9 protein-coding genes are annotated in these 12,846 nt (G+C 60.4%); 7 read left to right on the forward strand and 2 right to left on the reverse strand.

Translation table 11 applies throughout. The features are described from left to right. The first annotated feature begins 140 nt into the window (after positions 1-140). The 3 genes from AACU78_RS19950 to AACU78_RS19960 all read left to right on the forward strand — a co-directional run bounded on the left by AACU78_RS19950 (position 141) and on the right by AACU78_RS19960 (position 4,719). Positions 141-3,044, forward strand: coding sequence for an aminotransferase (locus tag AACU78_RS19950; RefSeq protein ID WP_106577433.1), 2,904 nt, complete (start codon positions 141-143; stop codon positions 3,042-3,044). A gap of 121 nt (positions 3,045-3,165) precedes the next feature. After that, entirely contained in the window at positions 3,166-4,272 is a 1,107-nt protein-coding gene (aguA, locus tag AACU78_RS19955; protein ID WP_106577434.1) for an agmatine deiminase, read from the forward strand. 234 nt (positions 4,273-4,506) lie between these two features. Continuing rightward, positions 4,507-4,719, forward strand: coding sequence for a hypothetical protein (locus AACU78_RS19960; RefSeq protein ID WP_106577435.1), 213 nt, complete (start codon positions 4,507-4,509; stop codon positions 4,717-4,719). Positions 4,720-4,802: 83 nt separating this feature from the next. Here the strand turns inward: AACU78_RS19960 and AACU78_RS19965 are convergent, their stop codons facing one another. Next, complete coding sequence (locus tag AACU78_RS19965) at positions 4,803-6,890, reverse strand: TonB-dependent receptor (protein ID WP_106577436.1); 2,088 nt, start codon at positions 6,888-6,890, stop codon at positions 4,803-4,805. Positions 6,891-7,301: 411 nt separating this feature from the next. Between AACU78_RS19965 and AACU78_RS19970 the strand changes: the two genes are divergently transcribed. Beyond that, entirely contained in the window at positions 7,302-8,618 is a 1,317-nt protein-coding gene (locus AACU78_RS19970) for an OprD family porin (protein WP_106577437.1), read from the forward strand. 73 nt (positions 8,619-8,691) lie between these two features. Here the strand turns inward: AACU78_RS19970 and AACU78_RS19975 are convergent, their stop codons facing one another. Continuing rightward, complete coding sequence (locus AACU78_RS19975) at positions 8,692-10,821, reverse strand: M48 family metallopeptidase (RefSeq protein WP_106577438.1); 2,130 nt, start codon at positions 10,819-10,821, stop codon at positions 8,692-8,694. A 202-nt stretch (positions 10,822-11,023) separates the two neighbouring features. On the opposite strand from AACU78_RS19975, the gene AACU78_RS19980 reads away from it, so the two are divergent. From AACU78_RS19980 to AACU78_RS19990, 3 genes are read left to right on the forward strand one after another with little or no spacing between them, the layout of a single operon-like run. After that, positions 11,024-11,239: a tautomerase family protein gene (locus AACU78_RS19980; protein WP_106577439.1), complete on the forward strand. Its 216-nt coding sequence runs from the start codon at positions 11,024-11,026 to the stop codon at positions 11,237-11,239. Next, positions 11,236-11,886 (forward strand): DsbA family oxidoreductase, encoded by a 651-nt coding sequence (locus AACU78_RS19985; protein ID WP_106577440.1) that lies wholly within the window; start codon positions 11,236-11,238, stop codon positions 11,884-11,886. The genes AACU78_RS19980 and AACU78_RS19985 overlap by 4 nt, the downstream gene beginning before the upstream one ends. 31 nt (positions 11,887-11,917) lie before the next feature. Next, the gene (locus AACU78_RS19990; RefSeq protein ID WP_106577441.1) at positions 11,918-12,628 is read left to right on the forward strand and encodes an SDR family NAD(P)-dependent oxidoreductase; all 711 of its coding nucleotides are present in this window, start codon (positions 11,918-11,920) and stop codon (positions 12,626-12,628) included. Positions 12,629-12,846 lie beyond the last annotated feature (218 nt).

Raw genomic sequence — 12,846 nt, forward strand, 5'->3', positions numbered from 1 at the left:
TTTCCTTAGACGAAGACTTGGCGAGGTTGGCATAGCTTGAGTTGTGAATCGGGACGGCGCAAGCCCGGTATGCATGAGGGGTTGATTAACAGCCCCGAACAATGGCGATATAAGCGCCTGAAAAAGCAGAGGTCGCCACCATGTTGCTCGCCACGTTGATCAATCGTGCCAGTTTGCCTTGCCCACAAATAAGCGCCGATCAAGCCGCGCAATTGCTCGAGCAACATTACGGTTTGACGGGCGCGTTGCAGTCGCTGGGCAGCCAACAAGACCTCAATTACCGAGTTGACAGCGAGCGTGGCCGCTTCGTTCTGAAGATCTGCCGGGGCGACTACGCCACCATTGAACTGCAGGCCCAGCACGCCGCCCTCAATGACCTGCAAGCGCACGTGCGCGTGCCCAGGGTGAACCGCGCTCTGACCGGGGAAGACGTGCTGAGCGTCACCGTGGGCGGGCAAACCGTGCACCTGCGGCTGCTGGACTATATCGACGGCCAGCCCCTGACGCATCTGCCGCACCTGGGCCGTGACGTGATCGCAGGCTTTGGTGAGCTGTGTGGACAAGTCAGCCGCGCACTTGAGCATTTCGAGCACCCGGGCCTGGACCGCACGTTGCAATGGGACCCGCGCCACGCCCATGCACTGATCATGCACCTGCTGGCCAGCCTGGATAACCTGCCGCACCGCGACGCCATCGAGCGCGCGGCCAACCACGCACACACGCGCCTTCAGCCTTTGGCCGATCACCTGCCGTGGCAAGCCGTGCACCTGGACATCACCGATGACAACGTCGTTTGGCAGCGCGACGCCCAGCGGCGTTGGCAGGTCCAGGGCGTGATTGATTTCGGCGACCTGGTGCACACCTGGCGCATTGCCGACCTGTCGGTGACCTGCGCGGCGCTGTTGCACCATGCCGATGGAGACCCGTTTGCCATCCTGCCGGCGGTCCAGGCCTGCCATGCGGTGACGCCATTGCTGCGCGAAGAATTACAGGCGTTGTGGCCACTGATTGTGGCGCGCGCGGCGGTGCTGGTGCTCAGCAGCGAACAGCAGCAACGCCTTGATCCTGACAACACTTACCTGCTGAAAAATGCCGAGCACGAGTGGGAAATTTTTCATGTGGCGACCTCGGTGCCGTTTGCGCTGATGGAGGCGGCGATCCTGAGTTGTGTCGCACAAGCGTTGCCGCCGATGGCCGGCCAAGACTTTGCACCATTGCTGCCGGGCCTGGTAGGGCGTGAGTTCGCGCTGATCGACCTGGGTGTACTCAGCCCGCATTTCGAGGCCGGCAATTGGGAGTTGCCCGGCATGGACCGCCGGTTATTGGATGAAGCGGCGACCGTGCATGGGCTGGCGGCCAGTCGGTATGGGCAATATCGGTTGTCGCGAACGCGTGCCGACAGTGCCGTCGAGCCGCAGACTTTCCCGCTTCACGTGGAGTTGCATCTGCCTCATGGCACCGTATTGGAAGCGCCCTTTGGCGGTACGTTGCGCCAAGGCGACGATGGTCTGCTGTGCTTGCATGACGCTCAACTGAGCCTGCGTATAGGCGGCGCGAGAACCGCTTTGAAACCGGGTTCGGTGGTGGTGAAGGGGCAACTGCTCGGTGAGGTGCACGCCCCGCTCACCGTACAGTTATGCCGTGCCGAGCTCGAGCCGCCGTTGTTCTGCACCCCGTCCAGGGCGCCGGCGTGGCAAGCCCTCTGCCCGTCGCCGGCTGCGTTGCTGGGGCTGGCCTGTGATGCCGAGACGGAGCTGGACGCCGAAGCTCTGCTGGCGCGTCGGGATGCCAGTTTCGCTCGCTCGCAGAAGCACTATTACGTCGACCCACCGCGCATCGAGCGTGGCTGGCGCAACCACCTGATCGACATGCAGGGCCGTTCCTACCTGGACATGCTCAACAATGTCGCCGTGCTGGGCCATGGCCACCCGCGCATGGCGGCGGTGGCGGCGCGGCAATGGTCGCTGCTCAACACCAACTCGCGCTTTCACTATGCGGCGATTGCCGAGTTTTCCGAGCGTTTGCTGGCATTGGCGCCAGAGGGCATGGACCGGGTGTTTCTGGTCAACAGCGGCACCGAGGCCAATGACCTGGCGATCCGCCTGGCCTGGGCCTACAGCGGCGGGCGCGACATGCTCAGCGTGCTGGAGGCGTACCACGGCTGGTCGGTGGCGGCGGATGCGGTGTCGACCTCGATTGCCGACAACCCGCAGGCATTGAGCAGCCGCCCGGACTGGGTGCACCCGGTGACCGCGCCGAACACCTACCGCGGCGAGTTCCGTGGGCCGGACAGTGCGCCGGATTACGTGCGAAGCGTGGACCACAACCTGGCGAAAATCGCCGCGAGTAAACGCCAGTTGGCAGGGTTCATATGCGAACCGGTCTACGGCAATGCGGGGGGTATTTCACTGCCGCCGGGTTATTTGCAGCAGGTGTACGCGCGGGTGCGCGCCCAGGGCGGCGTGTGCATCGCCGATGAGGTGCAGGTGGGGTATGGGCGCATGGGCCACTTTTTCTGGGGTTTTGAAGAGCAGGGCGTGGTGCCGGACATCATCACCATGGCCAAGGGCATGGGGAACGGCCAGCCGTTGGGCGCGGTGATCACCCGGCGCGAAATCGCCGAGGCGTTGGAGGCCGAAGGGTATTTCTTCTCGTCGTCGGGGGGCAGTCCGGTCAGCTGTCAGATCGGGATGGCCGTGCTGGACGTGATGCAGGAAGAAAAGCTGTGGGAAAACGCCCAGGTGGTGGGCGGGCATTTCAAGGCGCGCTTGGAGCAGTTGATCGATCGTCACCCACTGGTCGGCGCTGTTCATGGCTCCGGCTTCTATCTGGGGCTGGAGTTGGTGCGTGATCGCCATACGCTTGAACCGGCCACCGAAGAAACGGCGTTGCTGTGTGACCGGTTACGGGAACTGGGTATTTTCATGCAGCCCACGGGTGACTACCTCAATATCCTCAAGATCAAGCCGCCGATGGTTACGTCCAAACGCAGCGTGGACTTCTTCGTCGACATGTTGTCGAAGGTGCTGGATGAGCAGTTGTAATAGTCGATTGTTATCGGTTATTAGCCGTGATGTTTTGTGATTTCCATCTTTTTTACCTTTTAAAGCCGATTTCTATCCGTTATAAAGTCGGTCTTTCACCCCATTCGGAGCCCTGAACGCCATGACCACCCTGCACAGCACACCTCGCGCCGATGGCTTCTACATGCCCGCCGAATGGGCACCACAGACTCAAACCTGGATGATCTGGCCTGAGCGGCCGGACAACTGGCGCCTGGGGGGTAAGCCCGCGCAGGCTGCGCACGTGGCGGTGGCCAAGGCCATCGCACGCTTTGAGCCGGTGACGGTGGGCGTCTCGGCCGGGCAATACGAAAACACGCGCGCGCGGTTGGACGTGCCGAACATCCGGGTGGTGGAAATGTCCAGCGATGACGCTTGGGTGCGCGACACCGGCCCAACCTTCGTGATCAACAACAGCGGCGAAGTGCGCGGCGTGAACTGGGATTTCAATGCTTGGGGCGGTTTCGATGGCGGCCTGTACGCGCCGTGGAACCGCGATTCGCAGGTAGGCGGCAAGATTCTCGAGATCGAACGTGCGCCGCGCTACCGCACCGAAGGCTTCGTGCTGGAAGGTGGCTCGATCCATGTGGACGGCGAAGGCACATTGATCACCACCGAAGAATGCCTGTTGAATCGCAACCGCAATCCGCACCTGGATCGCGCGGCCATCGAAGCGGTGCTCAGCGCCAATCTGGCTGTGGATAAGATCATCTGGTTGCCGGACGGGCTGTTCAATGACGAAACCGATGGTCATGTGGATAACTTCTGCTGCTATGTGCGCCCGGGCGAAGTGCTGCTGGCGTGGACCGACGACCCGCAAGACCCGAACTACGCGCGTTGCCACGCTGCCATGGACGTGCTGCAAAGCAGCACCGACGCCCAGGGGCGCGCATTCATAGTGCACAAAATGCCGATCCCGGGGCCGTTGTATGCCACCGAAGAAGAGTGCGCCGGCGTCGACCCGGTGGACGGTAGCCAGGAACGTAACCCAAGCGTGCGGTTGGCCGGTTCCTACGTGAACTTCCTGATCGTCAACGGCGGCATCATCGCGCCAAGCTTCGACGACCCGTTGGACAGTCAGGCCAAGCAGATTCTGCAGAGCCTGTTCCCGCAGCACGAAGTGGTGATGGTGCCGGGGCGCGAACTGTTACTGGGTGGCGGCAATATCCATTGCCTGACCCAACAACAACCGGCGCCGCACAAAAACTGAGTGCAGTTGTAACAGCGTCTGGGCCACAGCCCGGCGCTACCCGTTCGTAGCGCGAATAGCAAGCCCGCGGCCCTGCACGGCCGCGGGCTTTTTTGTGTCCGAATGCCTGTAAATACGGGACATTGGCATAGCTCTTGTATCGATGTCGTCACAGTGACTCGAGGCGATGACTGCGCAGTTCTGTCACAAACCTTGAGTAAGTTAGCCGCTCACGCAGTAGGAGAGAGCGCTGAAATGAATGCCGATATCAACCTGATCTACACGCGCCCGTTCCACCCCACGCGGGTCAACGGTGATGCGATCCGTGCGTTGGCGCTCTGGTTGAAGGCAAACGGCTCGCGACGGGTCAGGCAAGCTGACCTGCGCCGCGTGATGAGTGAACGTTACCCGGCGGGGCTGTTCAGTGAGGATGAAGTGCGCGCGTTGTGTGAATTGTTGAAAAACTAACGAGCACTGAGATCAGTGATGGCAGCGGGCTTGCCTGCGATGGCATCGCAGCCAAGCCCGCTCGCACATCAGGGTGTGAGGTTTTAGAAACTGTAGGTGCCCGTTACAACCAGGCTACGTGGCTCGCCCGGCTGGATCTGCGCCGCACTGGTGGCCGAGGCGTAATAGTTTTTATCGGCAATATTATTCAGCGCCGCGCGTACGTCCCATTCCTTCTGGCGGAACCCGGCCAACGCGTCCCACCGCCCATAACCTGGCAGCGCCACGGTGTTGAGGTTATCGGCGTAACGGTCACCCACCAGGGTCAGACCGGTTTCGGCGTACCAGCCCATCTCGGGTTTCCAGGTGATAAACAAGCTGCCATTACGCTTGGCCACATCGCTGATGCGCTTGCCTTCAAAGCCATTGTTGTCCTTCTCGACCTTGGCATCCTGCAGGCCGATACCACCACGCACATACCAATTGCCGACGAGCTTGCCGGTGGCCGTCAGTTCCACGCCGCGCGAGCGTTGCATGCCTGTGAGCAGGGTGATGGTACGGTCGAGCGGGTCGCTGGTGCGGCGGTTATAAAGCTCAAGCTCGTACACGGCGAGGGTGGTGCTCAGGCGGTCATCGAGCCAGTCACTCTTCACGCCGATTTCCTTCTGTTTGGTCAGTTCAGGGCTCAGGTCGTTGACGCTGCCAGCGGCATTGGGCGTGATACCGATCAGGCCACCGCCCGCGGGGGAGAAGGTTTTGCTCCACGAGGCATAAAACGAGTGATGTTCCAGCGGCGTCCATACCAGGCCGACGCGCGGGCTGGTGCTGCGGCTTTCGACAGCTTGCCGGGTGTTGAGCACCTTGCTGGTGGTGTCCACTTCGAAATGGTCATAGCGCAGGCCAGCCAGCAGTTGCCATTGATCGTTGAGGCGCAGTTGGTCCTGCACGTACACGGCGCGACTTTCGACTTCGGTGTGGTTGTAACTTGAAAGACTCATCGGCCCGTTGTGGCTCAGGTGGCGGTTGGGCTGGTTGAGATCCAGGCTCGGCACGGCTTGGCCGCCACGATTGACGGCGGTGGCGGTATACAGTTTCGGGTCGCGGCGCTGGTTGCCCAGCTCCAGGCCGGTGAGCAGGCGGTGCTCCAGGCCGAAGGTGTCGAAAGCGCCTTCCAGCTCGAGGTTGTTGAATACATTGCGGGTGGTCAACTCCTGCTGCCAGCGCTGGCGCGTGACCTTGTTGGTTTTCGGGTCGTAGCCGGTCTGGTAGGTGTTGTCGAAATCGCTGTCGAGCTTGAACACGCCCAAGGTGTGGCGCAGTTGCCAGTTGGCGTTGAGTTCATAAGCGAGCCTGGAGCGCAGCGACTGAGACTTGTCGTCGATGTAATCGCGGCTATCAAAATAGGTGGCGCTGCGGCTCACGTCTGCCGGGCGCCCGTTGACTCCGGGAATACCGCGGTCCGGCGTGCGGTTGTAACGGCTGTATTCGTATTGCACCAACCAATTGAGGTCGGGCGTCAGTTGCCAGCTCATCGATGGCGCAAACAGCTGGCGATTGCCACTGACGCCATCGCGAAAACTGTTGTTGTCCTGGTTGCCCATGTTCAGGCGCAGGCTGATGTCGTCTGTGGGGTCGGTGCTGAGGTCGGCATACAGGCTGCGCAAATCATGGCTGCCGCCCTGGGCTTCGATGCTGGAGGGGTGACCCGCGGTGGGCAATTTGCTCACGCGGTTGACGATCCCGCCCTGACCGCCGCGCCCGTACAGCACGGCTGCCGGGCCTTTGAGCACCTCAATGCGTTCGATGTTATGCAGGTCGCGCACGTATTGGCTGTCGTCGCGAATGCCGTCCAGGTAGAAGTCGTTGCTTGCGTCGAAACCACGAATGCGCAGGCTGTCGAAGCGCGTGTCGGCGCCGCTGCTTACGTTGGGAATGCCGCTTAACGCCTGGCCCAGATCGTTGGTGCCGTAGGCGCGTAGGGTTTCGGTTTTTACCGAATCGATGGCCTGCGGCACATAACGCACCGACGTGGCAGTGCGGGTGGCGGTGTGGGTCTCTTTGACGCGTGGGTCGTCTTCGTCAACTTCGGTGCTGATCGAGGTTTGCGGCAAAATCGTGGTGGCGCAGGCAAAACCAGCAGACAGCAGAGCAGAAAGCCCAAGGGTAATGGGCGTCAGGCGAGAGACTGGCATGGAGGAATCTATCCAAAAAAGTTCGGGAAGGAATGTGCGCGTTAATGGTAATGCTTTGCATTTGCGCGCGTTATGTATTCCCAAAAATGTAGGCTTTGGAAAGTGTTACTCGATGTGTTTTTTTAGCGCCTAAAAGCGATTTTCTGGCTTTCACACAAGCGCTGTAGGCCGTTGCTTAGAATTATTTCGCCTAAATACAGACGATTCACGAAATTGACACATAGTTCAACGCGCGCATAGGATTGCGCCCAACGCCTGTGGCTAACCGCCATGACTTATCCAATAAAAAAAGGCCCGCGGCAGTTCAGTCGTCCGCGGGCTTTGTTTTTTCCGGAAAAAGTCGACACCAGAAAAGCGACACGGAGCCTGGTGTCACAGCGCGTACTCAACCAGTAATAAGGAATATAAGAAATGTTGAAGCAACGGATGGGTCTGATCGCTCTGGGGATTTTGAGCGCTACTCAGGCAATGGCAAACGACCAGGAGCAATCCAAGGGTTTTGTTGACGACAGCCACCTGAACATCGCAGCACGTAACGCCTACATCAGCCGTGACTACAAAAACGGCAAGCAAGACAAAGCCGAGTGGGGCCAGGGCTTCATCGGTAAATTTGAATCCGGCTTCACCCAAGGCACCGTCGGTGTGGGTGTTGACGTGATCGGCCAATACGCCATTCGCCTGGATGGTGGCCGAGGCCGCGCAGGCGCGGGCGGTATCGACTTCTTTAAAGAAGGCGCAGCCACCACGCGCGCGGATGGCACGACACGTAACGGCGCACCTGCCGACGATCTGGCCAAGGGCGGCGCAGCCGTCAAATTCCGGGTTTCCAACACTGTGCTGAAGTACGGTGATCAGTTCCCGGCAGTCCCTGTTCTGCAGTACGACAACTCCCGCCTGTTGTCGGAAACCTACACAGGTACCTCGATCGTTTCCAAAGAGATCGCCGGCCTGCAACTGGACGCTGGTCACTTCACCAAGGAAGCGCGCAAGAGCGCCGAAGGCACCGACAGCGGTCGCCTGAAAAGCATTGATTACATCGGTGGTAGCTACAAATTCACCGAAAGCCTGTCGGCCGCGCTGTACGCCTCCGACATGCAAGATGTGCTGAAGAAGCAATACGTCAACGTCAACTACGTACTGGCCCTGCCAGAGAAGCAATCGTTGACCTTTGACTTCAACGGCTACAAAACCAAGCTGGACAAGAGCTTCGCCCTTGAAAACCAAGGTGACGCCGACGCTCGCGACAACAAAATCTGGAGCCTGGGCGCTACTTGGGCTGTTGGCCCGCACAGCTTCACCGTTGCTCACCAGCGCAGCACCGGCGACACCGGTTATCTGTACGGCGGCTACCGCAACGCTGGCGGCATCGGCGATGGCGGCAACACCATCTTGCTGGCCAACTCCTACTGGTCCGACTTCAACGGTAAGGACGAGCGCTCCTGGCAAGCAGGCTACGGCCTGGACTTCAGCGCCTTCGGCGTGCCTGGCCTGACCTACAACATTGCTTACGTGCGCGGCACCAACATTGACGACGGCTCCAACCGCGGCAGTGGCACCGAGCGTGAAATCTTCAACCAGTTCAAATACGTCGTTCAGAGCGGCCCAGCCAAAGACCTGAGCCTGCGCGCTCGTGCGTCCTGGTTGCGCGTCTCCAGCAACGCCAGCAACTACAACGTAGGCGGTAACGAAATCCGTCTGTTCGCCGATTACCCGATCAACGTTTTCTAATTGATTTGGCGTCGCGCCTGATTTCAGGCGATCAAAAACCCCGACTGGTTCGGGGTTTTTTTATGCCTGCACTTCAGTCTTGGCGGTTTTGCAAAATTTTGCGGGCGAGCGAGGCATTCAGGTAGTTGAGCATCATCGTCAACCCTTCGTAAGGCTCGATTTTCTGGTTATCGATGCACAGTTGGGCCATCTGCAGCAGCACTTGGCGTTTCTTCTTGTTGACCCGCGCTCCGGGTACGCCGAATGCGGTTTTACATCGCTCGGGTAACGGCGCTTCGGGCGTCAGTTCTACCGTGACCCAGACGCCTTGGGCAAATTGCAGGCTGACATCGGCAATGTGTTCGATGGGCAAGGGGTGCTTCAGGTTGGCGAACACAAAATGCTCCGGCGTCAGGCGCAGCGCGGTTTGCGGTGCGCGCTTGAAGCGGCGGATGCCCATCCATAAAAAGATCAGCGCGATGCTGCCGATCGCCGCGCCGGCGCCCACGGCCGATAGCGGGGTGCCTTTGAATTTTTCCGGGGAAAGCCAGGGCCGACTCATGATGGCCAACCCCAGCAACACGAACGGCACTGCCAACACCGCCATCAGCGTGCCCCGCCACCGGCCGCCTTCATGCAGCGAGCATTCGCCTGTAGTGGACGTCACCATGGTTTCCAACAGCTCGGTTTGCGCAGTGTTTTCGGTCTCTGCCAGCGCATTCAGGTCGCGCGAAAGTTGTACCCGCACGCTAAGCGGCGCACTGAAACACGCATCGATTTGCGCATTCGCAGCAGCTACATCCACCGCGCGCGTGGCGCTGTGCACGGCGTCTTCCACGTGCACTTGTAAGGCTTGCAAGCGTTCGCCATTTGATGGGTGAGAGTCGGTCGGGTGCGGTTGGTGAATGTCCAGCGCTTCGGGCGGCAGCTGCAAGGGTGTGTCGCGCAATGCGGTCAGCACCGCGCCCGGCAAGTCATCCTCTGTGGCCGTGTCACACAGCGTCAGCAACGCCTGCTCGATGTGGGCATGCAGCACCGAGATTCGCAACAACGCCGAGGCCGCCGCCGCGTTCCCCACTAACCGGGCGCCGGCAGCATCTGCCAGCAACTCGCGTTCTCGGCTCCAGTGATTTACCGCGTGATCGAATCGCTGCATGAAAAACAGGCCGAACATGAACGAAGGGCGCATGAGCCAACCCTGGATCAGGTCGCTGGCGTGCATGGTTTCCAGCAGCGCCCGCAGGCTGCGGTCGACGCCGTCGTAGATCGGCAGAAAATGCAGGCTGTACTCGGTGTCTTCACCCACAAAGTGCGCCAGTTCGTGGCCGATCACCGCGCCGACTTCTTCACGGCTCAGCAGGCCCAGGTGCAGCAGCGGCACATGCAAGGTGCGCCCGCGCAATCGCGTTTCGGCGGGCATTACACTGGCTTCGCTGGAGGTCACGTAAAAGCCCTGGGCCAGGCTCACCACAATATGATCCGGCGCCAATGCACCCAGTTGGCCGGCCAGTTCGCGCACATGGCGCCATAACGCGGGTGCCTGCTGGGGTGTAACGGCCTGCCCGAACATCTGCAGCGGTTCGGGCTTGAACATCCCCAGCATGTAGCGCAGTTGTTTAAGCAGTGACCAGATTGAATACACACTGAAAGCGGCCAACACGCCCAGTGTCGCCATCAACTTGACTTCGCCGCTGCCCAGGCGTCCCACATGCCACATCGCCAGGCCTTCGTAAATCAGCACCAACGCCAACGTCGCGGCCATTGCCACCACGTGGCTTACCAGCCCAAAAGGCAACAGCCGACTGCCCAGGGAGAACACCTGCAGCAATTTCTCCCGCGACTGCTGCGCGCGTTGCCCTGCCCACTGAGTGCCGGCCAGCGCGGCCAGGCCGATGCACGCCGCGAGCAACCCCAGGCCGATCACCCACGGTGCCAGCTCGCGCAGGGCGCGGTTTAGGCGATGAGCAGTCGGCAGCTCGGCTTCAACGTTAACCAGGCGCGAGAGCGCCAGTTGCACGCTGATTTTCTCTTTGCCCAGGTCGACCAGCGCCGCTGGATCTTGCGCCGCCAGCGCCTGCAACTGCTGTTTAGCGGCGTTCACCTTGGCGCTGTAGACGATGATGCTGGTGGATGCCTCGGCAGCACGTTCGCGCTCCCAGACACCGAGGGCAGCGAGCAATAGCGGGAAAATGACGAGCAGACAGATCAGTTTCAGGGCGTTCATGGAAGTCCGGTCCCAACGCAGAGCTGTCGGTTATACCGAAAAAAGCACCAGGCGCGATACTTGGAGGTATTACCTAATACATCTGTTACACCGCGTCACTAATGAAGTACTCCAGCCCATCTTTATCCCCATCAGGCGCACGCCTAAATTAGGCCCACTTGCCCGCCCATCACTCCGATGGCCGGCCACTGGAGCCACTGCCATGCCCTTTGTCAGCCTGCGCATTACCCGTGACGGCGTTACCCCGGAGCAAAAAGCCCAGGTCATTGCCGAATTCACCGAAACCCTCGAACGCGTGCTCAATAAACGCCCCGACTTGACCCACATCGTCATCGAAGAAGTCGATACCGATAACTGGGGCTACGCCGGCGTCACCACCACTCAATACCGTAAACAGCTCGCGGAAAATCCGTCATGAGCACGCCCGTCACCATCGACTTCATCTCCGATGTGGTCTGCCCGTGGTGCGCCCTGGGCGCTACTGCGTTGGAGCAAGCCATCGCCAACCTGGCGGGCGACGTCAAGGTTGAACTGACCTTTAAACCCTTCGAACTCAACCCTGACATGCCGGCCGAGGGCGAAAACGCCGTCGCCCACATGATGCGCAAATACGGGCGCAGCGCTGAAGACGTCGCCAGCGGCAAAAGGATGTTGATCGAGCGCGGCGAAGCCATCGGTTTCACCTTTGACCTGGAAAAACGCAGCCACTTCTATAACACCTTCGATGCGCATCGGCTGCTGCTGTGGGCGTTGCCGCTAGGGCGGCAGATCGTGTTGAAAAAGGTGCTGTTGCGCGGTTTTTTCACCGACGGTCAGAACCTCAGCGATCACGAAATCCTCGCACGTTTAGCCGCCGAGGCCGGGCTGGACATTGATGACGCACGAAGGGTGCTGGCCTCTGCCGACTGCGCCAATGAAGTGCGCGAGCTTGAAGCGTTCTACCGCGAGCGCGGCATCAACGCCGTGCCGGCCATGGTCCTCAATGGTCGTCAGCTGGTCTGCGGGTCGCAATCAGTCAGTTATTACGAACAGATGCTGCGGGAAATGTCCGCCGTGGCTGCTTGAACCATCTCACTTTCCATACAGAGGTTTCATCATGAGCAATTCGAAAAAAGTCGTTGTGATTACCGGCGCATCCCAGGGCCTTGGCGCTGCTGCGGTCGAGGCTTACCGCCAGCTGGGTTACCGGGTGGTTGCCACTTCGCGGTCGATCACGCCGTCGACGGATCCGGAGATTCTTACCGTGGCCGGCGATATCGCCGACCCGGCCACCGCCGAGCGCGTAATCCGCGAAGGCGTGGCGCACTTTGGCCGCATCGACAGCCTGGTCAACAACGCCGGTATCTTCGTCGCCAAACCCTTCACCCGCTACACCCACGAAGACTACAAGAACGTGCTGGGCGTGAACCTCAACGGGTTCTTCTACATCACCCAGCTGGCGATCAGCGAAATGCTCAAACAGGGCGCCGGGCACATCGTCAACATCACCACCAGCCTGGTGGACCACGCCATTGACGGTGTGCCGTCGGTGCTGGCCTCGCTGACCAAAGGCGGCTTGAGCGCAGCGACCAAATCCCTGGCAATCGAATACGCCAAACGCGGCATTCGCGTGAACGCGGTGAGCCCCGGGATCATCAAGACGCCGATGCACGGCGAAGAAACCCACGCGGCATTGGGCAACCTGCATCCGGTCGGGCACATGGGCGAAGCGAGTGATATCGCCCAGGCAATTATCTACCTGGAGAACGCCGGGTTCGTCACCGGCGAGATCCTGCACGTGGACGGCGGCCAAAGCGCGGGGCACTGAAAAAAGCCCCACGTCGATCCCCGTGGGAGCCGGGCTTGCCCGCGATCGCGCCACCCCGGCCCCCACATTCACATCCTATTGCCCAGCATTGCAGGGCGACTCCCACCTTCACCGCCTTTACCATCACCAAGGGGTGACGCCTGAAGTGCAGTTATTGGTGAGACGCCCCTATCGAGTGAGAGCTATCACGTTCGTTGATTTAACGACGGCGTGGCGCT

The sequence above is a fragment of the Pseudomonas sp. R9.37 genome (assembly GCF_963878885.1).
GTDB lineage: Bacteria > Pseudomonadota > Gammaproteobacteria > Pseudomonadales > Pseudomonadaceae > Aquipseudomonas.